Below are 26565 nucleotides of genomic sequence, written 5' to 3' on the forward strand. Positions count from 1 at the left end.
CGACTGTTCGGGTTCGATGGAACGACGGAGCTCTCCCTGGCTCTGCCACGGGCGTTCAAACCCAAGGGGGGTGCGGGCTCAACTCCGTCACCGCAAGCTCTAGCTAGGCCGCAAGCGGAGGACGTCAAGTTACAAGGGGGGGTGCCGAAGGCGGATACTGCGTTGCCGTTAGACTATGTCTGGTTCAGACTGAACCAGACATAGTCTAGTTTCTTGTTTTCGTTTGTCTTTTCGGGAAAACCGGTTCCCACTTTTCCCTGACAAACTCTAGAACTCAAATTCCGCAATCACCGGCACATGGTCCGACGGACGTTCCCAGCCGCGGGCTTCGCGGATCACCTTGATGTCGGTGAGGTGCGGTTCGAGGTCGGCGGAGGACCAGATGTGGTCGAGGCGGCGGCCCTTGTCGGCGGCGACCCAGTCGGCCGAGCGGTAGCTCCACCATGTATAGAGCTTTTCATGCGCGGGCACCTTGCGGCGCATCAGGTCGACCCAGGCGCCCTTCGTCATCACGTCGATCAGGCCCTCGGTCTCGATCGGCGTGTGGCTGACGATCTTCAGGAGCTGCTTGTGCGACCAGACGTCGTGCTCCAGGGGCGCGATGTTGAGGTCGCCGACGAGGATCGACGATATGCCGGCCTCTGCCTCGGCGTGCAGCAGCTTCATCTCCTCGATAAAATCGAGCTTGTGGCCGAATTTCTGGTTGATCGTGCGGTCCGGCTCGTCGCCGCCGGCCGGCACATAGAAATTGTGCAGGCGGATCGACTTGCCGCGGTGATGGAAGACGACCGAGATGTGGCGCGCGTCACCCACGCCGCAATAGTCGCGCCGCTCGACGATCTCGGTCAGCGGCAGGCGGGAAATGGTCGCGACACCGTGATAGCCCTTCTGGCCGTGAAAGACGATGTGCTCGTAGCCGAGCGCCTTCAGCGGTTCAGACGGGAAGAGTTCGTTCGGGCACTTGGTTTCCTGCAGGCACAGGATATCCGGCGAAAAGGTCGTCAGGAAATGTTCGACGAGCGGCATGCGCAGCCGCACGGAATTGATGTTCCACGTCGCAATCGAAAGTGTCATGCCTGCCCCCGGAAACTCGTCCGGGGCGTCTTAGCGCATGCATGGCGAAACGGAAACGGCTTTCTCAGTTCGCGCCCTTGTTGCGGACTTCGTCATAGGGGATCGAGAAGACCTTCTCGTCGAGGGCGACGCCCGTCTTGACGTTGAAGATCATCACGGAGGTGTCCTTGCCCTGCGCGTCGGTGATGGTCCATTGGCGCAGGTCATAGGTCTTGGGGTCGAACATCATGGTGATGGTCGAATCGCCGAACATGTTGCGGTCGCCGAGCACGATGGTGGTCAGATCAGCTTCTTCCTTGACGTTGCGCACCATCTTGGCAGAGAGGTCGATCTTCTCGCCGAGCAGCAGGTTGAGCGGGGTCTTGGAGAGCGGGTAGATGTCCCAGGTCTTGAGCTTGCGGTTGCCGATGACGACGGACTTGCCGTCGGCGATCACGCGCATCGGCGAGGGTTCTTCATAGTTGAAGCGGATCTTGCCCGGGCGGTTGATGTAGAACTTGCCGCCGGTCTGCTCGCCGCGCGGGCCGAACTGCACGAATTCGCCCATCATCGTCTTCACGGAGGCGAAGTGGTCGGCGATCTTCTGCGCGGCGGCACTTGCCTGCGCCGAAGCTTCGGTGGGCGCCAGTGCCGAAAGGCCGGCTGCGAGCGTGAAGGCCATCAGGCAGGTGAAGCCACGGCGGGTCAGCATTCCGGTCGCGCGGCCTGTCTCGGATCGGATCATGTCGGTCTCCTTCATCTGCATGTCATGCGGGCCAAACACGGCGCCATAATGGCGTCAAGCCCTGCCGCGGAACTTGCGGGCGGAACGCCGCAGACGGCGCACCGTTCCCGGCCGTCGTTCCGAAATTTACTCTTCCGTCGGCACGAGGATCTCGCGCTTGCCGGCGTGGTTGGCGGGGCCGATCAGGCCCTCCTTCTCCATGCGCTCGATCAGCGAGGCGGCGCGGTTGTAACCGATGCCGAGGCGGCGCTGGATATAGGAGGTCGATGCCTTGCCGTCGCGCAGCACAACGGCCACGGCCTGGTCGTAGGGGTCGTCCGAATCCTCGAGGTTCGCGGAGCCGGCCGGGCCGCCGCCGCCCTCGCCATCCTCGTCGTCGTCCTCGGTGATCGCGTCGAGATATTGCGGCGAGCCCTGCGTCTTCAGATGCGCCACGACAGCCTCCACTTCGCCGTCCGAGACGAACGGGCCGTGCACGCGCTGGATGCGCCCGCCGCCGGCCATGTAGAGCATGTCGCCCATGCCGAGCAGCTGTTCGGCACCCTGCTCGCCCAGGATGGTGCGGCTGTCGATCTTCGAGGTCACCTGGAAGGAGATGCGGGTCGGGAAGTTCGCCTTGATCGTGCCGGTGATGACGTCGACCGACGGGCGCTGCGTCGCCATGATGACGTGGATGCCGGCGGCGCGCGCCATCTGGGCGAGGCGCTGGACGGCTCCTTCGATGTCCTTGCCGGCGACCATCATCAGGTCGGCCATTTCGTCGATGATGACGACGATATAGGGCATCGGCTGGAGATCGAACTCTTCGGTCTCGTACATCGCCTCGCCGGTCTGGCGGTCGAAGCCGGTCTGCACGGTGCGGCTGATCTGCTCGCCCTTGGCCAGCGCCTGCTCGACGCGGCTGTTGAAGCCGTCGATGTTGCGCACGCCGATCTTCGACATCTTCTTGTAGCGCTCCTCCATCTCGCGCACGGTCCACTTCAGCGCCACGACGGCCTTCTTGGGATCGGTGACGACGGGGGAGAGCAGGTGCGGGATGCCGTCATAGACGGAGAGTTCCAGCATTTTCGGGTCGATCATGATCAGGCGGCACTGTTCCGGCTTCAGCCGGTAGAGCAGCGACAGGATCATGGTGTTGATGGCGACCGACTTGCCCGAGCCGGTGGTGCCGGCGACGAGCAAGTGGGGCATCTTGGCGATGTCGGAGATGACGGGCTCGCCGCCGATCGTCTTGCCGAGCGCCATGGCGAGCTTGGCCTTCGAGGTCTCGAAATCGCGGCTGGCGATGAGTTCGCGCAGATAGACGGTCTCGCGGCTCTGGTTCGGCAGTTCGATGCCGATGGCGTTGCGGCCGGGCACGACGGCGACGCGGGCGGCGATCGCGCTCATCGAGCGGGCGATGTCGTCGGCAAGGCCGATGACGCGCGACGACTTGATGCCGGGCGCGGGCTCCAGTTCGTAAAGCGTGACGACCGGGCCGGGGCGCACATGGATGATCTCGCCCTTGACGCCGAAATCCTCCAGCACGCCTTCCAGCATGCGGGCGTTCTGCTCCAGCGCATCGGCCGACAGCGTGGTGTCGCGCACTTGGCCTTTCGGCTCGGCGAGCAGGTGGATCGGCGGCAGCGCGAAGCCGTCCGGGCCGACGAAGGAGGTCTGCGCCTCGCGCTCGATACGCTGGCCGGGTTTGGGCCGGGCGGCGGGGGGCACGACGCGGGCGGTGGTGGCGGGCATCGGCTGGCGGGCCGGCGCACGGCGCGGCGCCCAGTCGGCGGCGACGTCGTCGGCATCGTCGTCCGGCAGGATGCCGCTCGGGCGGCGCATCGGCTCGTCGTCCCTGTCGAAGGGCAGGTCGTCGTCCTCGTCGCCGGCCATCGGCGGGGCGGCGACGACGCGGCGACCGTCCAGCGACGGTTCGACGCGCTCGCCGGCGCCGCGGGCCGGTGTGCGGGCGCGCGCAGGCTCGTTCAGCGTGCCGAACTCGTCCTCGTTGAAATCATAGGGCTGCTCGATGCCGCGCGCCTTGCGGCGCTGGTTGGCGAGGCCGAAGAGGCGGCGCATGCGGGCGTGGCCGGTGTACCAGGCATGCGTCATGGCGCCGGCGAAAACGGTGAGCGGGCCTTCCCGGTCGTCGTCGTCCTCGTTTTCCTCGGCGATGGTGCGCGCACGGCTCGGTGTGGGCACCGGAGCGAAATCCTCCTCGTCCTCGATCGTGACGGAGCCGATAAGGCCGGCGGCGAAAACCATCAGCCAGGCGGCGGGGATGGCGATGATGCCGCCGAGGATGCTGGCGAAGAGGCCGGTCGGGTATGCGCCGGTGAAGAGGGCGGGGAAGCGCAGGATCATGTCACCGAAGACGCCGCCAAGTCCGGTTGGCAGCGGCCAGGTGACGGGTGCGGGCACGCAGGCAAGCGCTGCCGAGGCGAGAATGGCGCCGCCGAGCCAGGCACCGGCGCGCTGCGGCACGCGGTTGAAGCGCCGGCCGCTGATCAGCGCCAGGCCCCAGGCGACGACGGGCAGCAGCGCGATGACGCTGGCAATGCCGAAGAACTGCATGAAGATGTCGGCGAAGACGGCGCCGGGATAACCGAGGATGTTGGCCGGGGCGCCGCTCGAGGCATAGGAGAGGCTCGGGTCGGAGACGTTCCAGGTGGAGAGTGCGGCGACCGCGAAGGCGAGGCCGAGGAAAGTGCAGAGCCCGAACAGGATCTGCACCTGTCGCCAGACGAATGCCGACAGAACGAAGCGGTCGTGACGGTTATCCAGTCCTGCCGATATGCTTCTGCTCATGGGTCCAGCCTATAGTCCACGCCAAGGAAAAAACCGCACTTTTCCGCGCGATTCGCGAATGTGCCTGACTGCGAATCCTACGAAGGAAGCCTTAATGGCGTGTTAACCATGGCGCTCAAGGCGGGCTTGGGACACGAAAAAGGCCGGCGTGACGCCGGCCTTTTTGTTTCAATGAGGGAATGCCTCAGCGGCAGCCTTCGATCTGTTTCAGCGCCGCCGAGATGCCGGAGAGCGAATAGGAATAGGCCGTGCCGGTACCGCGGCGCGATTTCGCCTGGACCTGCATGTCCTTGCCGCCCTTCATCGCCGCGACGAGGGCCGGTTCTTCAGCGGCGTTCTCGACCCAGGCCGAGTTGCCCTTGGTGAACATCACGAAGGTGCGGCCGTCGATGACGACGTTGACCTTGGAGTTTTCCTGCAGCGGATAGCCCATCATCGCCTGCGGCTCGTAGCTGATGTTCTGGCCAGGGCGCTGCGAGACGAGGAAGAAGACGTCGCCGTGGTCGACGCCGGCCGGGTTCTTTTCCTTCGGCACGGACAGCACGTAGCAGACCTTGCCGCCGTTCGCCTGGTAGGAGTAGGCGCCCCAGGCGTTGAACTGCTGAATGCGCGTCGGCGATTGGGCCGAGGCAACGCCTGCGGTCGCGAAAACGAGGGCGAGTGCGGTTGCTAGCTTTCTTACGAACATGTTTTCCTGCCGGTTGTCTTGCCTGTGGTTTGCCGACCGAAGGCGGCGCCTTCGATGCCGGTGTCGGCCATGCATGATGACGATTTGATTTATTTTGACTTAATTCAGGTTACCAAACCGTCAACAGGAGCCATTTTACTCAGGGTTACCGCGCTGCACCGGGACAAATTTGCGTCGAAATCCGCCGCTGCCTTCATAAACAAAGGCGGGCGCGCCCGATCCCCATTTGGTGAGATAGAAACCCGTCGAAACCATTTAAGGCACAAGGAATAGGGCAAGAATTTGACTTGCGCCATCGCAGGTGGAGCGGCGATCGGCAGGCAGACGGATTTACCGGGTCGGCTGCAGGTCCGGCTCGTCCGCCATGGCCTTGTCGGCGGCCATATAATGGTCCTCGCGGATATGGCCGCGGATCGCCGCGAAGGCTGCCGTCAACACGGCGATGTCGTCGGAAAAGCCGACCAGCGCGAAGAAATCCGGAATGCCGTCGAGCGGCAGCACGAAATAGGCGAGCGCTGCCAGCAGGATGCCGCGAACCCGCGCCGGCGTGCGGGAATCCAGCGCGCAGTAATAGGCGGCCACGAGATCGCGGGAGAAGGGAACCTGCCGCATCGCACGCTTCAGGACCGGCCAGAACCGTCGTTTCACGCGGCTTTCCTGGCGCTCCTGCTCGTCCTCGTCTCCCGGCAGAAGGATCTCGCCGATCTTCACATCATCCATGCATGGCCTCCTTCAGGTGGCGATGCCGGAAAAGCCCGGCGGGAATCATATGGGAATGCCTTCACGCGCCTTCAACTCTTCGTGCGTTCGCCCGCAGCCTTGTCCATCGCCGTCGCGAGCTTGATGTCGAGCTCGGTCAAACCGCCCGCATCATGATTGGTAAGCCGCACCTCGACGCGGTTGTAGACGTTGAACCATTCGGGGTGGTGGTTGAATTTTTCCGCCGCCAGCGCCCCCTCGGTCATGAAGCCGAAGGCCTCGCGGAAGGTCTTGAACTTGTATTTCTTCTCGATGGCGATGCCGTCGTCCGAGCGGGTCCAGCCGTCGAGGCCCGCCAGCGCTTCGGAAATCGCCTGTTCGCTCAGTTTTTCCTGTTTCATGACGCCCTCTCTTTTCCAATCCTACCATATGAAAACGGCGCCCGAAGGCGCCGTGTTCCTTATCGTTGGAAAAGCTCAGACGAAGAACTGGCCGCCATTCGCCGAAACGGTCGAACCGGTGATGAAACCGGCGTCGTCCGAGGCGAGGAAGACGACGATGCGGGCGATCTCCTCCGGCTCGCCGAGGCGGCCGACCGGGATCTGCGGGATGATCCTCTCGTTCAGCACCTTTTCCGGAATGGCGCGCACCATTTCGGTGCCGATATAGCCGGGGCAGATGGCGTTGACCGTGATGCCCTTGGCGGCCCCCTCCTGGGCGAGCGCCTTGGTGAAGCCGAGGTCGCCGGCCTTAGCGGCGGAATAGTTCGCCTGGCCCATCTGGCCCTTCTGGCCGTTGATGGAGGAAATGTTGATGACGCGGCCGAAGCTGCGGTCGCGCATGCCGGTCCAGACCGGGTGGGTCATGTTGAAGAGGCCGGTCAGGTTGGTGTTGATGACGGCGCCCCACTGGTCGGGCGTCATCTTGTGGAACATCGCGTCCTTGGTGATGCCGGCATTGTTGACGAGAATGTCCACCGGGCCGAGATCGGCCTCGACCTTGCCGATGCCCTCGACGCAGGCCTCGTAGCTCGAAACATCCCACTTGTAGACCGGGATGCCGGTTTCCGCCTTGAAGGCGTTGGCGGCGTCGTCATTGCCGGCATAGCTTGCAGCCACCTTGTACCCGGCCGCCTTCAGCGCCACCGAAATGGCGGCACCGATGCCCCGCGATCCACCCGTTACCAATGCTACCCTGCTCATGTGGCTCACTCCCCTTAGTTTGTTTTGGTATAGACCCGTCGCCCCGTTGCCGTGCAGGCGGCGGGTCATGGCAAAGCAGATTGTAAGCTGATGCTTACATGCTCTCTACGCACATCGCCACGCCCATGCCGCCGCCGATGCACAGCGTGGCAAGACCCTTCGAGGCGCCACGGCGCCTCATCTCGAACAGCAGCGTGTTGAGGATGCGGGCGCCGGATGCGCCGATCGGGTGGCCGATGGCGATCGCGCCGCCATTGACGTTGACAATCGAGGGATCCCAGCCGAGGTCCTTGTTGACCGCGCAGGCCTGGGCCGCGAAGGCTTCGTTGGCTTCCACGAGGTCGAGATCGCCGATCTTCCAGCCGGCGCGCTCGAGCGCCTTGCGCGATGCCGGGATGGGGCCGGTGCCCATGATCTTCGGATCGACGCCGGCGGTCGCCCAGGAAACGATGCGGGCGAGCGGCTGGATGCCGCGACGGGACGCTTCGGCTTCCGACATCAGAAGGGCTGCGGCAGCGCCGTCATTGAGGCCGGAGGCGTTGGCGGCGGTCACGCTGCCTTCCTTGTCGAACGCGGGGCGGAGCTTACCCATCGAATCGAGCGTCGCGCCGTGGCGGATATATTCGTCGGAATCGACGCTGACGTCGCCCTTGCGGCCCTTGACGATGAAGGGCACGATCTCGTCCTTGAAGCGACCTTCCTTCTGGGCGGCCTCGGCCTTGTTCTGCGAGCCGACGGCGAAGACGTCCTGCTCCTCGCGCGACAGTTGCCACTGCTTGGCGACGTTCTCGGCGGTGATGCCCATGTGGTAGCCGTTGAAGGCGTCGGTCAGGCCGTCCTTGATCATCGTGTCGATCATCTTGAAATCGCCCATCTTCACGCCGCCGCGCAGATGCGCGCAATGCGGCGCCATGGACATGGATTCCATGCCGCCGGCGACGATGATGCTGGCGTCACCGGTCGCGATCTGCTGCATGCCGAGGGCGACGGCGCGAAGCCCCGAGCCGCAGAGCTGGTTCATGGTCCAGGCGGTCGCTTCCTGCGGAATGCCGGCCTTCATGGCGGCCTGGCGGGCCGGGTTCTGGCCTTCGCCGGCCTGCAGCACCTGGCCGAGGATCACCTCGTTCACGTCGCCTGCCGCCACGCCCGCGCGCTCCAGAACCGCCGAAACGACCGTCGCCCCGAGTTCGTGGGCAGGCGTGTTGGCGAAGGAGCCGTTGAAGGACCCGACCGCGGTGCGGGCGGCGCTGGCGATGACGATGGATGGGGTGCTCATGGTGCTACGTCCTCAGTTCTATCGACCGGTGGCCGGCCTTGGAACCGGGCTCAACGCGCGAACGACGCAAGCCCGGCGGTTCTCCCGGTATCAAAACTGGCAAAGCGGAAGGGGAGAGTCAAACGGGATATCCGGCGCCGCTAAAATTTCATCAAAGGGGCGTGCAGCATAAAAATCCATGTTGCGCAGCATTCCTCGCCGCATCGCACAATTCGATTGTCAGGTCGCGACTTTTTGCGGATACTCTCCAGGATCAAAAAAGAAACAGGAACACGGGGATGAGGAGACCCTAATGGCCCGCAACGACGGTCAGATCGTCATCAAGAAATATGCGAACCGCCGCCTCTACAACACCGGCACGAGCACCTATGTGACGCTCGACGATCTCGCGGTCATGGTGAAGAAGGGCGAGGAATTCACCGTGCAGGACGCGAAATCCGGCGACGACATCACCCATTCCGTGCTGACGCAGATCATCTTCGAGCAGGAATCGAAGACCGGCAACACGCTCCTGCCGATCTCGTTTCTGCGCCAGCTCATCTCCTATTACGGCGACCAGATGCAGATGGTGGTGCCGAGCTATCTCGAGCACTCCATGCAGGCCTTCACCGACCAGCAGTCGCAGATGCGCGAGCAGATCAACAAGACCTTCGGCGATACCCCGCTCGGCAAGAACCTGCAGGTGCCGATGGCGCTGATCGAGGAAACGACGCGGCGCAACACGGAGCTGTTTCAGCAGGCGATGAAGATGTTCTCGCCCTTCGCCAATGCCGCGCCGGCAAAGGAGACCCGCAAGGCCGAGCCGAAGGATCTCGACGAGCTGAAGGAACAGCTGCGCGCGCTCCAGACGAAGCTCGACAACCTGAGCTAAGAAGAGCTGGCTGACCGGAGAGAAACGGGCTGGTGCGGAGTTTCCCCGCGCCGCGTCAAAGCCCGATCGAGACGTCGCGGCCGGCCGTGCGGATCGACACGGCAAAACCCGCGATGACATCGATGAAGGTGATCGTCATCAGGATGAAGAAGATCTGCGTCGCCGCCCCCTGCACCAGCAGGAACTCGACGAGGAAAACCACGAACAGCACCATCGACAGCATGTGATCGAGCAGTGCGCGCGAGCCCGGCCGCGTGGCCTTCAGGATTTCCACGAAGAGCAGCACGAGCGCGATGAAGATGAGCAAGTCGCCGAAGGCCATCGTCCAGGTCGTGCCGGACAGCATGTTGACCGCCAGCACCTCGCTGTCGAGCGTGGCAATACCGCCACCACCGAAAAGCCCCATCATCACGAGGTTGTAGATGGCGAACGGAATGATCAGCAGCGGAATGGCAAAAAGCATGGGCGGCGCTCTCCTCTGGCCGCTCCCCGGGAGCAGTCCTTCCGGCCCTCTTAGCCGAAGTTTCGGCACAAGAAAATGTCGCGCGGGGCGGAACGGAGCAAATGCCCGAAAAGAAAAGGGCCGGACGAGCCGGCCCCTGATTTCAGCTGATGCCGAAAGCGCGGATTATGCGCTTTCCTTCGGCGTCAGAACCTGGCGACCGCGGTACATGCCGGTCTTCAGGTCGATGTGGTGCGGACGGCGCAGTTCGCCCGAGTTCTTGTCTTCGACGTAGGTCGAACCCTTCAGAGCGTCTGCGGAACGGCGCATACCGCGCTTGGACGGGCTCGTTTTTCTCTTAGGTACAGCCATTTCACTAACTCCACTTATCGGGCAAACACATCCTCAGGCCACCGGACGGGCGACAGGGACATGTCTTTATCTCGGAAATTGGGCCGGCTTATACACAGCAAAACCCTGCTTGACCAGACCCCGGCCCGATTTTTTCGATTCTCTCGCTCAGGCTTCGTCTTCCGGCACGATCCACGGTTCGGCCAGTGCCGCCGCCTGCCACTTCTGCCAGGCGGGGTGGGCCTTCATGCGCGCCATGTAGCCCTGTACCGTCTCGTCCGCGGTCAGGCGATAGATTTCGAACCGGTTGACGACCGGCGCATACATCGCGTCCGCCGCGGAAAAATCGCCGAACAGGAACGGTCCGCCGGAGCGCGCCAGCAGGCCCTTCCAGATCGTCTCGATGCGCGCGACGTCGTCCATGACGCCCTCGGGCAGGTCGATTTCCGCCGGCGGGCGGCGGATGTTCATCGGGCAGGCGCCGCGCAGCGCCCGAAAACCGGCGAGCATTTCCATCGAGATCGACCGCGCCTCGGCCCGCGCCGTGCGCTCCTTCGGCCAGATCCCGGCCTCGGGAAAGAGCTCGGCGACATATTCGATGATCGCCAGCGATTCCCACACCCGCACCGCGCCATGGTGCAGCACCGGCACGCGGCCCGTCGGCGAGATCGGCTTGAATTCCGGATTGCCGGCAGGAAAATCGAAGGGGATCACATGATCCGTGAAGGCGATTCCCGCCGCTTCCATGGCGATCCACGGCCGGAAGGACCAGGAGGAATAGTTCTTGTTGCCGAGATAGAGGACGAGGTCGGACATGGTCTTGTGGCGCTCCGTTCAGGTGCGTGGACCGTAAGCATTCAGGACCGTCAGCGCCAATGAAAAGGCCTGAAGTCACTCATAAAGGCATTTGATATAGTCGCCTGAGCCGCTCGCCCGCCGCTCGATCAGCCGGGCGAGCCGTTGCAGGCCGCGGCCGGGTTTCCCGGCATTGCGCTCGTACGGGTTGGGCAGCGAAACGGCCAGCAGCGCCGCCTGCCGGCGCGACAGTTTTGCGGCCGGCACGTTGAAATGATGTTGCGCCGCCGCCTCGATGCCGTAGATGCCCGGCCCCCATTCGGCGATGTTGAGATAGATCTCCATCAGCCGCCGCTTGCTCCAGATGAAATCCGCGGCGACCGCCAGCGGCAGTTCCATCGCCTTGCGGAGGAACGAGCGGCCGTTCCAGAGGAACAGGTTTTTTGCCGTCTGCATCGGGATGGTGCTGGCGCCGCGCGTCTGCTCGCCGGCCAGCGCCTCGTTGACGACCGCGCGCATCTCGCCCCAGTCGACGCCGCCATGGCGGCAGTACTGCCCGTCCTCGGACATCATGACCGCCTGCACCAGATTGGGCGAGATCGCGTCGAACTCCACCCATTGCCGGTCATAGCCGCGCAGAAGCGCCAGGTCGCGCAGCATCAGCGTCGATACCGGGCGGACGAATTCGATCGTATAAAACAGGATCAGCAGATAGGGCAGCGCGATGAAGGCCAGCACGGCAAGGACGATGCGTCGCCAGTTCCGGCGCAGCCGGCTCATCCAACCGTCCCTCTCACCGGCTTCCGCCTCCGTATTGACCGTGTCTGCGCGTGTTTCCGGTACGATGTCCAAGAGCCGGCGTCCGTCCTTCCGTCGTTGCGCCTTCATACCGTCCCGGCTCGCCAAAAACCAGTGCGCGCCGCGATTCTTTGAAGCACCCCGGGCATTGCCGTTGCGTCGACCGGGAGCCCATGTCAAAGAGCGGCGATGAGCGAACGTTACCAGGAATTCCAGTCCCTCCTGAAGACCAATGCCGAAGCGGTGGAAGCGCTGCTGGCGGCGCTGCTCTCCGGCGCCGTGCAGACGGACGAGATCGCGCGGCCGGAACGCCTGCTCGCCGCCATGCGCCACGCCGTCCTCAACGGCGGCAAGCGCCTGCGCCCCTTCCTCGTCATCGAGACCGCCGCCCTCTTTGCGAATGTCGAGCGCGAGACGGCGCTGCGCATCGGGGCGGCGCTCGAATGCATCCATTGTTACTCGCTCGTGCATGACGACCTGCCCGCCATGGACGACGACGACCTGCGCCGAGGACAGCCGACCGTGCATGTCGCCTTCGACGAGGCCGCCGCCATCCTTGCCGGCGACAGCCTGCTGACGCTCGCCTTCGATATCGTCGCGGCCCCGGAAACCCGTCTGCCCGACGCCACCAAGGCGGCACTGGTGCTGGCGCTGGCGCGCGCCGCCGGCATCGGCGGCATGGCCGGCGGCCAGGCGCTCGACCTTGCGGCGGAAACGGTGGCGCCGGACGAGGAGGGCATTGTCACGCTCCAGGCGATGAAAACCGGCGCGCTGCTGCGCTTTGCCTGCGAGGCCGGCGCGATCATCGCCGGTGCCCCGGACGGTGAACGGCTGGCGCTGCGCCGCTATGGCGAAACGGTCGGCCTTGCCTTCCAGATCGCCGACGATCTTCTCGATCTCACCGCGGATGCGCAGACCATGGGCAAGGCGACCGGCAAGGATGCCGAACGCGGCAAGGCGACGCTCGTGTCGCGCCGCGGCCAGGCCTGGGCGGAAAACCGTCTTCGCGACCTTGTAACGGAGGCCGAGGCGCTGCTTGCGCCGTTCAGCCATCGGGCCGATATCCTGATCGAAACCGCCCATTTCATCGCAAATCGCAGGAATTGACCTCATGAGCAAATTCTGGTCGCCGATCGTCACCACGCTCAAGCCCTATGTCGCAGGCGAGCAGCCGCGCATTCAAAACCTCACCAAGCTCAACACCAACGAAAACCCCTACGGCCCCTCGCCGAAGGCGATCGCCGCCATGAGAGGCGCCGTCGCCGACAGCCTGAAGCTCTATCCGGACCCCTCCGCGCTGGCGCTGCGCCAGTCGATCGCCCGCTTCTACGGTGTCGACGCGGACCAGGTCTTCGTCGGCAACGGCTCGGACGAGGTGCTGGCACACGCTTTCGTCGCGCTGCTCAAACACGAGAAGCCGCTGCTCTACCCGGATATCACCTACAGCTTCTACCCCACCTATTGCCGCCTGTTCGGCATCGAGGCGGTGGAAATCCCGCTGAAGGACGATTTCACCATCGACCTTGCCGACTACGACCGCTCCTGCGGCGCCATCGTCCTGCCGAACCCGAACGCCCCCACCGGCATCGGCCTGCCGCTTGCCGCCATCGAGAAGCTGGTGGCCGAACACCCCGACCAGCCCGTGGTGGTCGACGAGGCTTATATCGACTTCGGCGGCGAAAGCGCGATCCCGCTGACGAAAAAATACGACAACCTGCTCGTCGTGCACACGCTGTCGAAATCCCGCTCGCTCGCGGGCCTGCGCGTCGGCTACGCCATCGGCCAGCGCCCGTTGATCGACGCGCTGGAGCGGGTCAAGGACAGTTTCAACTCCTACCCGCTCGACCGCATCGCCCAGGCCGGCGCCGCCGCCGCCGTCGACGACCGCGAATGGTTCGACGAGACGCGGGGCAAGGTCATCGAAACGCGCGAACGTGTGACCGGCGCTTTGCGCCAGCGCGGCTTCGAGGTCCTGCCCTCGCAGGCAAACTTCGTCTTCGCCCGCCACCCGGCCCACAGCGGCGAAGCGCTCGCCAAGGGCCTGCGCGAGCGCGCCGTGCTGGTGCGCCATTTCGCCAAGCCCCGTATCTCGGATTTCCTGCGCATCACCATCGGCACGCCGGAGGAATGCGACCGCCTGATCGCGGCGGTCGAGGAGATCGTCTAGAGTTTGTCAGGGAAAAGTGGGAACCGGTTTTCCCGAAAAGACAAACGAAAACAAAAGAAATTAGAGTATGTCTGGTTTAGTCTGAACCAGACATACTCTAAGACCACGCCATGGAGGGGGCCAGGAAAAGTGCGACGCGGTTTCCTGGCCAGCGCGGCGGCTAAAAAAGCTTATTCCGCAGCGGCCTGGCCCTGCCCGTAGCGCTTCTCGATATAATCGCCGACAAGCGTCTCGAAATCGCCGGCGATGTTGGTGCCGCGCAGCGTCATCGCCTTCTTGCCGTCGACATAGACGGGCGCGATCGGCAGTTCGCCGGTGCCGGGCAGCGAGATGCCGATATCGGCATGTTTGCTCTCGCCCGGGCCGTTGACGATGCAGCCCATCACCGCGACCTTGAGGCCTTCGACACCGGGATATTTTTCCCGCCAGACCGGCATGTTCTTGCGGATGTCGTCCTGGATCTTCTGGGCGAGCTCCTGGAAGACCGTCGAGGTGGTGCGCCCGCAGCCCGGACAGGCGGCGACGACCGGCAGGAACTGGCGGAAGCCCATGACCTGCAACAGTTCCTGCGCCACCTGCACTTCACGCGTGCGATCGCCGCCGGGCTCCGGCGTCAGCGAGATGCGGATCGTATCGCCGATGCCCTGCTGCATGAGGATGGCGAGCGAGGCGGACGAGGCAACGACGCCCTTGGTGCCCATGCCGGCTTCCGTGAGGCCGAGATGCAGCGCATGGTCGGAGCGCGACGACAGCATCGCATAGACGGCGATGAGGTCCTGCACGTTGGAAACTTTTGCCGACAGGATGATGTGATCCCGCGCCAGGCCGATCTCCTCGGCGAGTTCCGCCGAAAGCAGCGCCGACTGGCAGATCGCCTCGCGCATCACCTGCTGGGCGGTCAGCGGAAAGCCCTTTTCCTGGTTGTCGTCCATCAGCCGGGTCAGGAGTTCCTGGTCGAGCGAGCCCCAGTTGACGCCGATGCGCACCGGCTTGTCGTAGCGGATCGCCGTCTCGACGATCGCGCCGAACTGCCGGTCCTTCTTGTCCTTGAAGCCGACATTGCCGGGATTGATGCGGTACTTTGCCAGCGCCTCGGCGCAGGCAGGATGATCGGCAAGCAGCTTGTGGCCGATATAATGAAAATCGCCGACGAGCGGCACGTCCAGGCCGAGGCGCAGCAGGCGCTCGCGGATCTTCGGCACCGCCGCCGCACTCTCGTCGCGGTCGACGGTGATGCGCACGATCTCCGAACCGGCGCGATGGAGTGCTGCCACCTGGGCCACCGTCCCGTCGATATCCGCCGTATCGGTGTTGGTCATCGACTGCACGACGACCGGCGCGCCGCCGCCGACGAGCACGCCGCCGACATCGACGCTCACGGACTGGCGCCGCGGCTTCGGTTCAAAATCGAAGGAAAAGGACATGGGAGAGCCTCTTGCTCGAAACGCGGCCGCGATCGGCTTGGGAAGCGCGCGGCCTTTGCCCTCAGGTGGATCAGGAAACAGGCCTTGTCAACCTTCAGGGCGGGCATGCGCGACGATTTGATCGCCGCGCGCCCTCGCGCTTAGCGGTGGTCGCGCACATCCGCGTGCACCGCATGGTGCGAGAGCAGCAGCACGACGATGAACAGCACCGGCATCACGGCGAAGATGATGGCAAAACCCGTATGCTCGGCGATGAAGCCGATGACGGAGGGTGCGAAGAGCGAGCCGGAATAGCCCATCACCGTCGCCACCGACAGCGCCACGCCCTGCGCGAAGCCGGGCAGGTTGCCCGCCGCCGAAAAGGCGATCGGCACCATGTTGGAGATGCCGACGCCGCAAATGGCGAAACCCACCATCGCCACATAGGCATTCGGCGCCGTGCCGGCGATGATCATGCCGATGATCGCCATGATCGTGCAGAAGCGCAGGGTCCGCACGCCGCCAAAACGGTCGCGCACATGGTCGCCGGCAAAACGCATGACGGCCATGGTGAGCGAGAAGGCGCCGAAGGCGAAGCCCGAAAGCACCAGTGATGCACCGAGTTCGTCGCGCATGTAGAGTGCGCCCCAATCGAGGATCGCGCCTTCCGGCACCATGGAGAACAGCGCCATCGTGCCGATCAGCCAGGGCAGCAGCGTTCTCGGCAGGCGTACCTTCTTGCGCTCTTCGCTGGGATGCGGCGCATCGTGCAACACGTGCGGCCAGAGGAAGACAAGTGCCGCCGCACCGACGACGGTCAGCAGCACCGCATGGCCCATGACCCCGAGCGACTGGATGAGAAAGCCGCCCGTCGTCGCGCCGATGAAGGTGCCGAGGCTCCAGAAGGCGTGGCACGACGACATGATGGCGCGCCGCATCGACTTTTCCACCTCGACCGCATTGCCGTTCATTGCCACGTCCATCGCCCCCATCAGGCCGCCGAAGACGAAGATGGCGACGGCACCGACCGGGATCGTCGGGGCGGCGGAGAGCAGCAGCAGGGTCGAGAGGAAGAGGATCGTCGCGCCCTTCAACGTGCGCGTCGTGCCGAAATGCGCGATCAGGATGCCGGCGATCGGCATCAGGATGAGCGAGCCGATGCCGAAGAACATGATCATCAGGCCGAGCCCGGATTCGGAGAGCCCGAGGCGGGTGGCGAATTCCGGGATCTTCGTCGCCCAGGCGCCGGCAAATGTGCCGTTCAAAAGGAACAGGCCGGAGACGGCGAGCCGCGCCGGCGGAAAATAGGTGTTGGCGAAGGATTTGCCTTCGAGGGCATTTTCAGGCGTCGTCATGGGAATTCCATTTCGGGGAAGCTGGTCGGGCGGCGCTCAGCCCGCCCGTATGATATCGATGCCGGCCGCGGCAAAGGCTGCGGCCTCCGTCTCGTCCGCATCCGCCTCGATCACGGCGCGCGCCACCCGCGACAGCGGCACGACCGAATAGGGGGCTGCGGTGGAAAGCTTGTCGTTCGTGACGGAGATCATCACCGTCCTGCTGCGCGAGGTGAGGAAGCGCTTGAACTCGGCATCCTCGAACGAATAGCAGGTGACACCCGCTTCCCGCTCGATGCCGCAGACGCCGAGCACGAGGATGTCCGGCCGGAGCGCTTCGGCATCGCGCATCGCCTTGGCGCCGACGACCCCGCCGACGCGCGGATCGACCAGGCCGCCGAGCTGGATGGTGGGGATGTCGCGTTCGAGAAGGACGGCGGCGATAGCCGGCGCATTGGTCGCGACCGTCAGGGCGGCGCCGGTGGGCAGCGCGCGGGCGAGGGCGAGATTGGTGCTGCCGGCATCGAGGAAGACGTTTGATCCCGCAGGAAGAAGCCCGGCGGCCGTGCGCGCCAGCGCGGCCTTGCTGTCTCCCGCAATCCCGATGCGCTCGCTCATCGAGGTCAGAGACTGAGAAATGCGCAGCGCCCCGCCATAGACCCGGCGGCAGAGGCCGGACGCGGCCATCTCGCGCAGATCCCGCCGGATCGTGTCTTCCGACACGCCAAGCTCCAGCGCCAGTTCCGCCGCGATCACCCGCCCCGACAGGTCGAGCCGCGTGCGGATGAGGTCCTGCCGTTCCCCGAGAAGTAATTCCTGTCCTGACATCATCCGTCCAAATCATGCACGATTGCGTGACAATGCGCACAACTCGGCAAAACATTCAAGGAAGAGGCGTTCACGTTTGATGACCGGCCCAAACAAAAACCCCGCCGTTTCCGGCGGGGTTGTGTCGATCAGCTTGTCCAGCCTGCTTTATTCGCGGTTGCCCAGGAAGCGCAGCAGGAACAGGAAGAGGTTGATGAAGTCGAGGTAGAGCGTCAGCGCGCCCATGATGGCCTTGCGGCCGGCCACGACGTCATCGTCAGCGTCAAAGTACATTTCCTTGATCTTCTGCGTATCCCAGGCGGTGAGGCCAGCGAAGACCAGCACGCCGATCGCGGAGATCGCGAAGTCGAGCGCCGAAGACTGCAGGAACAGGTTGACGAGCGAGGCGATGATCAGGCCGAACAGGCCCATGATCAGAAACGAGCCCATCGCGGAAAGATCACGCTTCGTCGTGTAGCCGAACAGCGACAGCGCGCCGAAGGCGGCGGCCGAAACGAAGAAGGTCTGCGCGATGCTGGCGCCGGTATAGACGAGGAAGATCGACGACAGCGACAGGCCCATCAGGCCGGCATAGACCCAGAAGGTCGTCTGCGCGGCGCTAACGCTCATCGTGTGGATGCGGAAGCTCAGGAAAAACACCAGCGCGAGCGGCGCCAGCATCACGACCCATTTCAGCGGGCTCACATAGATCGCCTGGCCGAAGGCAGTCAGCTGCCCGTCGGCGAAAGCTGCCTGCGAGGCGCCGAACGCCACGAGGCCGGTGATCGCGAGACCCAGCGCCATCAGGTTGTAGACCCGGAGCATATAGGTGCGCAGGCCCTGGTCGATGACGGCGCCGGTCTGGGCACCGGCATTCGCCGTTCGGGTCTGGTAGTTGCGGAGATCAGCCATATTATCCTCTTGGTTCAAGCCCCATGTCCTATACGGTGTCGGTCTCCCGGTTATTCGCTTCGATTGCCGAAGCGCTTCCGGGGTCCAGGCAACCGCTGCGGGGCTCCAGCTTGCCTGTGGTAAATATGCGCATGAATTGTGTCTCGCACAAGACCCGCGCCCCCAACGGGAGCGCGGGCCCTGCAATATCAAAGTTCGCGCAGCACCGGCGCCGCCTTCTGTCCCAGAATGCGCCAGGTGCCTGCAAGACCGATGCCGACGGTCATCACCAGCGCCGTCACCACCGTCATGACCGCGACATCCGGCAGAAAGCTCGACGGCAACGTCATGATGCGGCTCACCACGAACCAGGCCGCCACCCCGCCGGCAAAGAGCGCGAAGATAGCGGTGGCAAGCCCCAGCATCAGGTATTCGTAGCTGAAGGCGCGGATCAGCGTCGAGCGCGTGGCGCCCAGCGTCTTCAGCACCACGGCATCGTGCACGCGCGCCCGGTTGCCGGCGGCAAGCGCCCCGGCAAGCACGAGGACCGAGGCGATGAGCGCTACGGCCGCCGCCGCGCGGATCGCGGTCGCGAGTTGCCCGACCAGCTCGTTGACCACGTCGAGCGCATCCTTGACGCGCACGCTGGTGATCGTCGGGAATGCATTGGTGACCGCCTTCAGCGTCGCGGATTCCTGCTCGGCGGTGGCGCCCGGATCGATCATCGTCGCCAGCCACGCATGCGGCGCGCCGGCAAAGGTGTTCGGCGAGAAGACCATGACGAAGTTGATCGACAGCGATTCCCACTCGACATTGCGGAAATTGGCGATGCGCGCCGTGATGTTGCGGCCGAGCACGTTGACGGTGATCCTGTCGCCTATCTTGAGGCCGAGTTCGCGGCCCTCTTCGGCGGCAAAGGAGACCAGCGGCTCGCCGGAATAATCCTCCGGCCACCATTGCCCCTCCGACAGCGTCGAATTTTCCGGCGTGCGCTTGGCATAGGTGATGCCGCGGTCGCCGCGCAGCACCCATTGGCCTTCCGGCGGCACCTTCACCTTCGCCACGTCGACGCCGTTCAGCTCCATGACGCGGCCGCGCAGCATCGGCACCTCGACGATCTTTCCGTCCGGCATGTTCGCCTTCAGCACATCGCGGAATCCGTCGAGCTCGGTGCCCTGGATATCGACGAAGAAGAAGTTCGGCGCCCGCTCGGGCAGGTTGCCGGTGAGTTCGCGGCGCAGGTTGCCGTCGATCAGCGTCAGCGTGACGAGCAGCGCCAGGCCAAGCCCGAGCGACAGCACGACGGAGGAGGTGAGCGCGCCCGGCCGGTGGATATTGCCGACCGCCAGCCTCAGCGCCGGCGAATTGACGCGCGGGCTGCGTTTCGCCAGCGCCGTGATCAGCATGGCGACGACGCGCAGCACGACGAAGGCAAACGCGATCGCACCGAGGAAGACGAGCGCGATGTAGCGGTCGTAAGCCGTGAAGATGGCGAGCCCCGCCAGTGCCGCGAGGAAGACGGCCGCGCCCAGCACATAGGGCCAGCTCGGCAGGCGGCCGGTCTCGAAACCCTGCTCGCGGAACAGCGCCGTCGCCGGCACCTCGCGGGCGTGGCCGAGCGGCATGATGGCGAAGGCAAGCGCCGTCAGCAGGCCGAAGACGGCGGCAAGCAGCAGGGCCGAAGGATAGAGCGTCGCCTCGGCCGGCACCGGCAGCACGCCTTCGAGAAACTGCATCGCCACCATCGGCATCAATGCGCCGGCGACAAGGCCGATCAGGATGCCGACGGCAGCGATCAGCGCGATCTGCATGAGATAGACCAGCGCCACCAGCGAGGCGGGGGCGCCGAGGCACTTGAAGGTCGCGATGACCGATCGCTTGGAATCGAGATAGGCGCGCACCGCATTCGCCACGCCGACGCCGCCGACGATCAGCGCCGTCAGGCCGACGAGCGTCAGGAACTGCGAAAATCGGGTGATGTTGGCGGTAAGCGAGGGAGCCGCACTGTTCGAGGTGCGGATGGACCATCCGGCCGTCGGGAAGGCCTTGTTGGCATCCGTGCGGACCTTTGCGAGCGAGAGATCGGCATCGGCAAGGCGTACGCGATAGGCGTTTTCGACGAGGCTGCCGGTCTGCACCAGGCCGCTCGCCTGGAGGGCCTCTTCGGACAACATCAGGCGCGGCGCGAAACCAAAACCTTCCGAAACGGCATCGGGCTCGCGCACCAGCGTCGCCGTCACCTTCAACCGCACGGTCCCGAGCAGGATTTCGTCGCCGACGGCGATGCCGAGCCGGTCGAGCAGCAGGGGGGCCACCACGGCGCCATAGGCCTCGCCTTGCCTGGCAAAGAGCGCGGAGGAGGGCTGCTGCGGGCTGGTTTCCAGCGCGCCGTAAAGCGGATAGGCGCCATCGACGCCCTTCGCCTCGACGAGCGTCTGGTCGGACCCATCCGGCAGGCGCGCCATGGAACGCAGCGAAGACGACAGCGAGACGTCGCCAAGCCCCTCGAAATGCTTCAGCTCCTCGGGCGTCGCGAAGCGGTTGTTGAATTCGAAGCGCACGTCGCCGGCAAGCAGGCTTTGCCCCTGCGAGGCGATCGCCTGGGTGATGGCGCTCGATACCGAATTGACGCCCGCGATCGCCGCCGTTCCGAGCGCGATGCAGGCGAGGAAGATGTAGAAACCCTTGAGGCCGCCGCGCATTTCACGCGTCGCCAGCCGCAGCGCCAGCGGGACCTGCCGGAGGACCTTGCCGATCCTCATGCCGGCACCGCCGCGGCAAGGGCTGCGCGGGCGGGTGCGGCGCCAGAAACGATCTCGCCGGAGCGCATGGCGACCTGGCGGCCGCAGCGGGCGGCAAGCGACGGATCGTGCGTCACCAGGAGCAGCGTCATGCCGCGCTCGGCCTGTTTGGAGAACAGCAGGTCGGCGATCTGCCGGCCGGTCTCGGTGTCGAGATTGCCGGTCGGCTCGTCGGCGATCAGCAATTTGGGCGAGGGGGCGAGCGCGCGGGCGATCGCCACGCGCTGCTGCTCCCCGCCGGAAAGCTGGCCGGGATAGTGCGACAGGCGCTCGCCGAGCCCGACCGCCGTCAATTCCTGCCGGGCGATCTCGAAGGCATCGCGCACATTGGCGAGTTCCAGCGGCACCGCGACGTTTTCCAGCGCCGTCATGTTGGGAATGAGGTGGAAGGACTGGAAGACGATGCCGATATTGCGGCCGCGGAAATCGGCCACCTGGTCCTCGTTCATCCGGTGCAGGGGCGCGCCGTCGATATGGATCTCGCCGCCGTCGAGCCGCTCCAGGCCGGCGAGCACCATCAGCAATGTCGACTTGCCGGAACCGGACGGGCCGACGATGCCGACCGATTCACCCGCATCGATCGCAAGACCGATTCCCTTCAGCACATGGACCGAGGCGGCCGCCCGGCCGAGGGTGAGATCGGCATTTTTGAGATCGATGATGGTTTTGGCCAAGGAATTCTGCCCTATATGTTCTTCTAACAACTGGAATGCCAGCAATCTAGGAACACCAATATGGCGTTTAAAGCGACTCTCGGATTTTTCGCCGCGCTGACGATCACAGCTTTGTTATCCGCGGGCGCGGCGCGGGCCGAGCCCGTCAAGCTCGTCGGTTTCGGCGACAGCCTGATGGCCGGCTACCAGCTTCCCGCCGCCGACGCCTTTCCGGTGAAGCTGCAGGCGGCGTTGCGCGAAAAAGGCTACGAGGTCGAGATCGCCAATGCCGGCGTCTCCGGCGACACCAGCTCGGGCGGGCTCGCCCGGCTCGACTGGTCGATCCCGGACGGCACCAGGGGCGTGATTCTCGAGCTCGGCGCCAACGATGCGCTGCGCGGCATTGCGCCGGAAGAGACGGAAAAGAATCTCGACGCCATGCTGACCCGCCTCAAGGAGCGCGGTATCGCGGTGCTGCTCGCCGGTATGATGGCGCCGCCGAACATGGGCCCCGACTATGGCGAGCGCTTCAACGGCATCTACCAGCGGCTGGCGCAAAAGCATGGCGCCATGCTCTATCCGTTCTTCCTCGACGGGGTCGTGACCAAGGCGAACCTGCAATTGGAGGACGGCATGCACCCCAATACCGAGGGCGTCGACGTCATGGTCCGGACGATGCTTCCGACAGCGGAAGCGTTCCTTAAATCCATCACGGCAGGGGAGTAGTTCTCGCGGGTGCGAAATAAGGGTTGCGCAAAAAACGGTTGCGTGATTCGCTGATGTCACATTCCAGTAGGGAGAAGTCGCCATGCCGAGACTTTTCGTCGCCCTCGAAGTGCCGCGCAACGCGGCCATGAGCCTCTCGCTTCTGAGAGGAGGCCTTCCCGGAGCCCGCTGGATAGACGTCGAGAACTTCCACATAACCCTGCGTTTCATCGGCGATATCGACGGCCGCACCGCCGACGAGGTGGTCGACAGGCTCGATCGCATCGAGCGCCCGGAATTCCAGCTGGCGCTTTCCGGCATCGGTTCCTTCGGCTCGAAGAAGCCCCATTCGGTCTTCGCCGGCGTCACGCAGGCACCGGAAATGTACGCCCTCCAGGGGGAAATCGAGCGCATCTGCCAGCGCCTCGGCCTGCCCGCAGATCCGCGCAAGTTCACGCCGCACGTCACGCTGGCGCGCCTGCGAAACTCCCGCCCGGAGGAGGTCGCCCACTACCTCACCGGCCGCGGCAACTTCCACACCAGCACCTTCACCGTGAACCGCTTCGTGCTGATGTCCTCCAAGGAATCCGTCGGCGGCGGGCCTTACGTCACCGAGGAAGTCTTCCCGCTCTACGAATCGGGCGGAAGCTGGGATGGGGCGGATGTGCGGGACCATCTTTGATCGCCGAAGCCGCAGGTGAACGACGACACGGTATCGCGCCACGGATAGCAGCGGTACAGTTGTGCGTATCGCCCTGATCCGATTCAACATTTCGCGTCCACCGCAAAAAATCCATCTACCCGTTGTGGTGAACAAACCCTGAATCCATCCGAGTCAGCGATTCGTCGCCGTTTCGTTCCGCGACTGTTCCAGTAAGCCGGCAAAAGACCCTGAAATCCGCTCAGTTTCGCCTTGCCCCTTGCCATTGCCGTCCTCGATGGGCATCTGTTGCCTGCCGGACGTGTCCGGCCGATGTTGAAACCTGCCGGGACGTGCCTTGTCGCAAGCACCCATAATCTTGAGCGGCCGCGGGGTCACCGCGGTGCTCGGCCCGACCAATACGGGCAAGACCCACTACGCAATCGAGCGCATGGTGGCACATGAGACGGGCATTATTGGCCTGCCTCTGCGCCTGCTCGCGCGCGAGGTCTATACGCGTCTCGTCGACAAGGTCGGGCAGCACAATGTGGCGCTCGTCACCGGCGAGGAGAAGATCACGCCGCATATGGCGCGTTATTCGGTCTGCACGGTGGAGGCCATGCCGCGCGAGACGCGCGCCTCCTTCGTGGCGATCGACGAGGTGCAGCTTGCCGGCGATCTCGAACGCGGCCATATCTTCACCGATCGGGTGTTGCATCTGAGGGGCCGCGACGAGACGCTGCTGCTGGGTGCGGCCACCATGAAGCCCATCCTGGAGCAGCTCCTGCCCGGCATCCATGTGATCGAGCGCCCGCGCCTGTCGCAACTCTTCTATGCCGGCTCCAAGAAGATCACCCGCCTGCCGCAGCGCACCGCCATCGTCGCCTTCTCGGCCGACGAGGTCTATGCGATCGCCGAGCTCATCCGCCGCCAGCGCGGCGGTGCCGCCGTCGTGCTCGGCGCGCTCTCGCCACGCACCCGCAACGCCCAGGTGGCGCTCTACCAGGAAGGCGACGTCGAATATCTGGTCGCCACCGACGCGATCGGCATGGGGCTCAACCTCGACGTCGACCATGTCGCCTTCGCGCAGGACCGCAAGTTCGACGGCTACCAGTTCCGCAACCTCAGCCCGGCCGAACTCGCCCAGATCGCCGGCCGCGCCGGCCGGCATCTTCGCGACGGCACCTTTGGCGTGACGGGCCGCGTCGATCCGTTCGACGACGAGCTGGTGAAGCGCATCGAGACGCACCAGTTCGATCCGGTCAAGGTGCTGCAATGGCGCACCACCCGCTTCGACTATTCCTCGCTGCAGGCGCTGCGCCAGTCGCTCGACGCGCCGCCGCCGATTGCCGGGCTGACGCGGGCGCTGCCGGCCGTCGACCAGCAGGCGCTCGAACATCTGAGCCGCTACCCGGACGTCCGCGATCTCGCGACCACCCCCGAGCGCGTGCAAAAACTGTGGGAGGCCTGCGCGCTTCCCGACTACCGTCGCATCGCGCCCGCCCAGCACGCAGACCTCATTTCCACCCTTTATGCGGATCTGGTAAGACGTGGCACGGTTAACGAAGATTTCATGGCCGATCAGGTGCGCCGCGCCGACAGAACCGATGGCGAAATCGACACGCTTTCGGCGCGAATCGCTCAGATAAGGACGTGGACCTATGTGTCGAATCGGCCCGGATGGCTTGCCGATCCGACACACTGGCAGGAAAAGACGCGGGAAATCGAAGACCGATTGTCCGATGCGTTACATGATAGGTTGACGAAACGCTTTGTTGATCGCAGGACATCTGTGCTCATGAAGCGCCTGAGAGAGAATGCGATGCTGGAAGCTGAAATCAGTGTGAATGGCGATGTCTTCGTAGAAGGACATCATGTCGGGCAGTTGGCCGGTTTCCGGTTCACGCTCGTCTCCGGAACGGAAGGTCCCGATGCGAAGGCCGTGCAGACGGCTGCGCAGAAGGCGCTTGCGCTGGAGTTCGAGGCCCGTGCTGCGCGCCTGCATGCGGCCGGCAATGCCGACCTCGCGCTCGGCTCCGACGGCACCGTGCGCTGGCTCGGCGATCCCGTCGCGCGGCTTGCGCCGAGCGATCACGTCATGCGCCCGCGCGTCATCCTGCTCGCCGACGAGCAGCTGACCGGCAACGCGCGCGACCACGTCGCCGCACGCATCGAGCGTTTCGTGAACCACCATATCGCGACCGTGCTGAAGCCGCTCGACGATCTTTCGCGCGCGGAAGATCTCCAGGGTCTCGCCAAGGGCCTCGCCTTCCAGCTCGTCGAAAACCTCGGCGTGCTCTTCCGCCGCGACGTTGCGGATGACGTGAAGTCGCTCGACCAGGAAGCCCGCGCCTCGATCCGCAAACACGGCATCCGCTTCGGCGCCTACCACATCTTCATGCCGGCGCTCCTGAAGCCCGCACCCGCCGAACTCATCACGCTGCTCTGGGCGCTGAAGAACGACGGCCTCGACAAGCCGGGTTACGGCGACCTTATCCCCGTGCTCGCCGCCGGCCGCACCTCGGTCGTCACCGATCCGAGCTTCGAGCGCGCCTTCTACAAGCTTGCCGGTTTCCGTTTCCTCGGCAAACGCGCCGTGCGTATCGACATCCTGGAGCGCCTGGCCGATCTCATCCGCCCGCTCCTGCAGTGGAAGCCCGGCACGTCGCGCCCGGACGGCGCCTATGACGGCCGCCGCTTCATGGCGACGACCGCCATGCTCTCCATCCTCGGTGCGACGCCCGATGACATGGAAGAAATCCTGAAGGGCCTCGGCTACCGCGCCGACAGCCTGAAGCCGGAAGAGGTCGCAGCCTTCCTCACCGCGCAAGCGCCCGCTGCCGCGACGGCCGTCGAGGCAGCGGCAGACGCGCCTGCCGAAACCTCCGACGAGCACGACGCCGACGCGGCGGATGCCGAGGGCGAAGCCCCGGTCGCAACCGCAGAAGCATCGGAAGCACCGGCAGCCGAAACCGCCGAAGCACCGGCCGCTGTGGAAGCGACTGCGGAAGAAGCCGTCGTCGTCGACGGCGAACCGGTCGAAGCCAAGCCCGTCCTGCTCTGGCGTCCGGGCTCGCGCCACGACAACCAGCGCCAGGGCGGCCACCGCCACGGCGGCGAACGCCAGGGCGATCGTCAAAACCAGGGCGACCGGCAGAACCAGGGTGAGCGCCGCGGCGGCGACCGCCATCGCGGCCAGCCGGCCGGTGGTGAGCGCGGCGAACGGCGCGAAGGCGGCCGCGGCGGCCGTCCCGACCAGGCCAAGGGCCCCCGCGACGGAAAGCCGCAGGGCGGCAATCGTCCGGACCGCGGCGAGCGCAACGACCGTAACGAGCGTGGCGGAAAGCCGCAGCAGGCGAAATTCGAGGCCCGGCCGCCCCGCAAGGAGAAGCCGATCGATCCGGATTCGCCCTTCGCCAAGCTGGCCGCGCTCAAGGAGCAGATGAAGAAGTAA

General features: G+C 64.8%; 24 protein-coding genes. 6 read left to right on the top strand and 18 right to left on the bottom strand.

Going from position 1 to position 26565, the window contains the following annotated elements; genetic code table 11:
* Window positions 1-267 precede the first annotated feature (267 nt).
* The 8 genes from VGN93_RS20595 to VGN93_RS20630 all read right to left on the bottom strand — a co-directional run bounded on the left by VGN93_RS20595 (window position 268) and on the right by VGN93_RS20630 (window position 8453).
* On the bottom strand, window positions 268-1074 hold the full coding sequence (locus VGN93_RS20595; protein ID WP_327508923.1) for an exodeoxyribonuclease III: 807 nt from the start codon (window positions 1072-1074) through the stop codon (window positions 268-270).
* A 64-nt stretch (window positions 1075-1138) separates the two neighbouring features.
* The gene (locus tag VGN93_RS20600) at window positions 1139-1813 is read right to left on the bottom strand and encodes an outer membrane lipoprotein carrier protein LolA (RefSeq protein ID WP_414714133.1); all 675 of its coding nucleotides are present in this window, start codon (window positions 1811-1813) and stop codon (window positions 1139-1141) included.
* A 111-nt stretch (window positions 1814-1924) separates the two neighbouring features.
* On the bottom strand, window positions 1925-4588 hold the full coding sequence (locus tag VGN93_RS20605; protein ID WP_327508925.1) for a DNA translocase FtsK: 2664 nt from the start codon (window positions 4586-4588) through the stop codon (window positions 1925-1927).
* 184 nt (window positions 4589-4772) lie between these two features.
* Entirely contained in the window at window positions 4773-5276 is a 504-nt protein-coding gene (locus tag VGN93_RS20610; RefSeq protein ID WP_319324060.1) for an invasion associated locus B family protein, read from the bottom strand.
* A 330-nt stretch (window positions 5277-5606) separates the two neighbouring features.
* Window positions 5607-5996, bottom strand: a complete 390-nt coding sequence (locus VGN93_RS20615; RefSeq protein WP_327508926.1) for a YkvA family protein — start codon at window positions 5994-5996, stop codon at window positions 5607-5609.
* Between the two features lie 71 nt (window positions 5997-6067).
* Window positions 6068-6376, bottom strand: coding sequence for a 4a-hydroxytetrahydrobiopterin dehydratase (locus VGN93_RS20620; RefSeq protein WP_327508927.1), 309 nt, complete (start codon window positions 6374-6376; stop codon window positions 6068-6070).
* A 75-nt stretch (window positions 6377-6451) separates the two neighbouring features.
* Window positions 6452-7177: a beta-ketoacyl-ACP reductase gene (locus tag VGN93_RS20625; RefSeq protein ID WP_319324063.1), complete on the bottom strand. Its 726-nt coding sequence runs from the start codon at window positions 7175-7177 to the stop codon at window positions 6452-6454.
* 94 nt (window positions 7178-7271) lie between these two features.
* Window positions 7272-8453 carry an acetyl-CoA C-acetyltransferase gene (locus VGN93_RS20630; protein WP_319324064.1) on the bottom strand — a complete coding sequence of 394 codons (1182 nt, stop codon included), beginning with the start codon at window positions 8451-8453 and terminating at the stop codon, window positions 7272-7274.
* Window positions 8454-8745: 292 nt separating this feature from the next.
* On the opposite strand from VGN93_RS20630, the gene phaR reads away from it, so the two are divergent.
* Window positions 8746-9324: a polyhydroxyalkanoate synthesis repressor PhaR gene (gene phaR / locus VGN93_RS20635; protein WP_256119477.1), complete on the top strand. Its 579-nt coding sequence runs from the start codon at window positions 8746-8748 to the stop codon at window positions 9322-9324.
* A gap of 55 nt (window positions 9325-9379) precedes the next feature.
* Here the strand turns inward: phaR and VGN93_RS20640 are convergent, their stop codons facing one another.
* The 4 genes from VGN93_RS20640 to mtgA all read right to left on the bottom strand — a co-directional run bounded on the left by VGN93_RS20640 (window position 9380) and on the right by mtgA (window position 11764).
* Window positions 9380-9787, bottom strand: a complete 408-nt coding sequence (locus VGN93_RS20640; RefSeq protein ID WP_319324065.1) for a hypothetical protein — start codon at window positions 9785-9787, stop codon at window positions 9380-9382.
* 165 nt (window positions 9788-9952) lie between these two features.
* Window positions 9953-10138, bottom strand: a complete 186-nt coding sequence (gene rpmF, locus VGN93_RS20645; RefSeq protein ID WP_024271259.1) for a 50S ribosomal protein L32 — start codon at window positions 10136-10138, stop codon at window positions 9953-9955.
* A 147-nt stretch (window positions 10139-10285) separates the two neighbouring features.
* The gene (locus VGN93_RS20650; protein WP_327508928.1) at window positions 10286-10933 is read right to left on the bottom strand and encodes a glutathione S-transferase family protein; all 648 of its coding nucleotides are present in this window, start codon (window positions 10931-10933) and stop codon (window positions 10286-10288) included.
* Window positions 10934-11008: 75 nt separating this feature from the next.
* Window positions 11009-11764: a monofunctional biosynthetic peptidoglycan transglycosylase gene (gene mtgA / locus VGN93_RS20655; RefSeq protein WP_414714134.1), complete on the bottom strand. Its 756-nt coding sequence runs from the start codon at window positions 11762-11764 to the stop codon at window positions 11009-11011.
* A gap of 135 nt (window positions 11765-11899) precedes the next feature.
* Between mtgA and VGN93_RS20660 the strand changes: the two genes are divergently transcribed.
* Window positions 11900-12817, top strand: coding sequence for a farnesyl diphosphate synthase (locus VGN93_RS20660; protein ID WP_327508930.1), 918 nt, complete (start codon window positions 11900-11902; stop codon window positions 12815-12817).
* Window positions 12818-12821: 4 nt separating this feature from the next.
* On the top strand, window positions 12822-13877 hold the full coding sequence (gene hisC / locus VGN93_RS20665) for a histidinol-phosphate transaminase (RefSeq protein ID WP_327508931.1): 1056 nt from the start codon (window positions 12822-12824) through the stop codon (window positions 13875-13877).
* A 170-nt stretch (window positions 13878-14047) separates the two neighbouring features.
* On the opposite strand, the gene ispG is transcribed toward hisC, so the two are convergent.
* The 6 genes from ispG to VGN93_RS20695 all read right to left on the bottom strand — a co-directional run bounded on the left by ispG (window position 14048) and on the right by VGN93_RS20695 (window position 21787).
* Complete coding sequence (gene ispG / locus VGN93_RS20670) at window positions 14048-15301, bottom strand: flavodoxin-dependent (E)-4-hydroxy-3-methylbut-2-enyl-diphosphate synthase (RefSeq protein ID WP_327508932.1); 1254 nt, start codon at window positions 15299-15301, stop codon at window positions 14048-14050.
* Between the two features lie 140 nt (window positions 15302-15441).
* Entirely contained in the window at window positions 15442-16635 is a 1194-nt protein-coding gene (locus tag VGN93_RS20675) for an MFS transporter (protein WP_327508933.1), read from the bottom strand.
* A gap of 36 nt (window positions 16636-16671) precedes the next feature.
* Window positions 16672-17442: a DeoR/GlpR family DNA-binding transcription regulator gene (locus VGN93_RS20680; protein ID WP_414714136.1), complete on the bottom strand. Its 771-nt coding sequence runs from the start codon at window positions 17440-17442 to the stop codon at window positions 16672-16674.
* A 147-nt stretch (window positions 17443-17589) separates the two neighbouring features.
* Window positions 17590-18333, bottom strand: coding sequence for a Bax inhibitor-1/YccA family protein (locus VGN93_RS20685; RefSeq protein WP_319324073.1), 744 nt, complete (start codon window positions 18331-18333; stop codon window positions 17590-17592).
* A 188-nt stretch (window positions 18334-18521) separates the two neighbouring features.
* The gene (locus VGN93_RS20690; protein WP_327508935.1) at window positions 18522-21074 is read right to left on the bottom strand and encodes an ABC transporter permease; all 2553 of its coding nucleotides are present in this window, start codon (window positions 21072-21074) and stop codon (window positions 18522-18524) included.
* Window positions 21071-21787: an ABC transporter ATP-binding protein gene (locus tag VGN93_RS20695; RefSeq protein ID WP_319324075.1), complete on the bottom strand. Its 717-nt coding sequence runs from the start codon at window positions 21785-21787 to the stop codon at window positions 21071-21073. Before VGN93_RS20695 ends, VGN93_RS20690 begins: the two co-directional genes overlap by 4 nt.
* A gap of 60 nt (window positions 21788-21847) precedes the next feature.
* On the opposite strand from VGN93_RS20695, the gene VGN93_RS20700 reads away from it, so the two are divergent.
* The 3 genes from VGN93_RS20700 (at window position 21848) to VGN93_RS20710 (ending at window position 26565) form a co-directional block, all read left to right on the top strand.
* A complete protein-coding gene (locus VGN93_RS20700) occupies window positions 21848-22492 on the top strand; it encodes an arylesterase (RefSeq protein ID WP_327508936.1) in 645 nt (214 codons plus the stop codon).
* Window positions 22493-22574: 82 nt separating this feature from the next.
* Window positions 22575-23153 (top strand): RNA 2',3'-cyclic phosphodiesterase, encoded by a 579-nt coding sequence (gene thpR, locus VGN93_RS20705; RefSeq protein ID WP_319324077.1) that lies wholly within the window; start codon window positions 22575-22577, stop codon window positions 23151-23153.
* A gap of 331 nt (window positions 23154-23484) precedes the next feature.
* A complete protein-coding gene (locus tag VGN93_RS20710; RefSeq protein WP_327508941.1) occupies window positions 23485-26565 on the top strand; it encodes a helicase-related protein in 3081 nt (1026 codons plus the stop codon).

Source organism: Shinella sp., from assembly GCF_035998705.1.
Lineage (GTDB): Bacteria > Pseudomonadota > Alphaproteobacteria > Rhizobiales > Rhizobiaceae > Shinella.

What these genes read in the sequence shown, in the direction of transcription:
- VGN93_RS20625 (WP_319324063.1), bottom strand. Translation starts at nt 7,177, where the DNA reads ATGAGCAGGGTAGCATTGGTAACGGGTGGATCGCGGGGCATCGGTGCC.
- thpR (WP_319324077.1), top strand. Translation starts at nt 22,575, where the DNA reads ATGCCGAGACTTTTCGTCGCCCTCGAAGTGCCGCGCAACGCGGCCATG.
- VGN93_RS20675 (WP_327508933.1), bottom strand. Translation starts at nt 16,635, where the DNA reads ATGACGACGCCTGAAAATGCCCTCGAAGGCAAATCCTTCGCCAACACC.
- VGN93_RS20650 (WP_327508928.1), bottom strand. Translation starts at nt 10,933, where the DNA reads ATGTCCGACCTCGTCCTCTATCTCGGCAACAAGAACTATTCCTCCTGG.
- VGN93_RS20660 (WP_327508930.1), top strand. Translation starts at nt 11,900, where the DNA reads ATGAGCGAACGTTACCAGGAATTCCAGTCCCTCCTGAAGACCAATGCC.
- VGN93_RS20600 (WP_414714133.1), bottom strand. Translation starts at nt 1,813, where the DNA reads ATGAAGGAGACCGACATGATCCGATCCGAGACAGGCCGCGCGACCGGA.
- VGN93_RS20605 (WP_327508925.1), bottom strand. Translation starts at nt 4,588, where the DNA reads ATGAGCAGAAGCATATCGGCAGGACTGGATAACCGTCACGACCGCTTC.
- VGN93_RS20620 (WP_327508927.1), bottom strand. Translation starts at nt 6,376, where the DNA reads ATGAAACAGGAAAAACTGAGCGAACAGGCGATTTCCGAAGCGCTGGCG.
- VGN93_RS20615 (WP_327508926.1), bottom strand. Translation starts at nt 5,996, where the DNA reads ATGGATGATGTGAAGATCGGCGAGATCCTTCTGCCGGGAGACGAGGAC.
- VGN93_RS20685 (WP_319324073.1), bottom strand. Translation starts at nt 18,333, where the DNA reads ATGGCTGATCTCCGCAACTACCAGACCCGAACGGCGAATGCCGGTGCC.
- VGN93_RS20610 (WP_319324060.1), bottom strand. Translation starts at nt 5,276, where the DNA reads ATGTTCGTAAGAAAGCTAGCAACCGCACTCGCCCTCGTTTTCGCGACC.
- VGN93_RS20680 (WP_414714136.1), bottom strand. Translation starts at nt 17,442, where the DNA reads ATGTCAGGACAGGAATTACTTCTCGGGGAACGGCAGGACCTCATCCGC.
- VGN93_RS20640 (WP_319324065.1), bottom strand. Translation starts at nt 9,787, where the DNA reads ATGCTTTTTGCCATTCCGCTGCTGATCATTCCGTTCGCCATCTACAAC.
- VGN93_RS20700 (WP_327508936.1), top strand. Translation starts at nt 21,848, where the DNA reads ATGGCGTTTAAAGCGACTCTCGGATTTTTCGCCGCGCTGACGATCACA.
- rpmF (WP_024271259.1), bottom strand. Translation starts at nt 10,138, where the DNA reads ATGGCTGTACCTAAGAGAAAAACGAGCCCGTCCAAGCGCGGTATGCGC.
- hisC (WP_327508931.1), top strand. Translation starts at nt 12,822, where the DNA reads ATGAGCAAATTCTGGTCGCCGATCGTCACCACGCTCAAGCCCTATGTC.
- VGN93_RS20690 (WP_327508935.1), bottom strand. Translation starts at nt 21,074, where the DNA reads ATGAGGATCGGCAAGGTCCTCCGGCAGGTCCCGCTGGCGCTGCGGCTG.
- VGN93_RS20595 (WP_327508923.1), bottom strand. Translation starts at nt 1,074, where the DNA reads ATGACACTTTCGATTGCGACGTGGAACATCAATTCCGTGCGGCTGCGC.
- phaR (WP_256119477.1), top strand. Translation starts at nt 8,746, where the DNA reads ATGGCCCGCAACGACGGTCAGATCGTCATCAAGAAATATGCGAACCGC.
- VGN93_RS20630 (WP_319324064.1), bottom strand. Translation starts at nt 8,453, where the DNA reads ATGAGCACCCCATCCATCGTCATCGCCAGCGCCGCCCGCACCGCGGTC.
- ispG (WP_327508932.1), bottom strand. Translation starts at nt 15,301, where the DNA reads ATGTCCTTTTCCTTCGATTTTGAACCGAAGCCGCGGCGCCAGTCCGTG.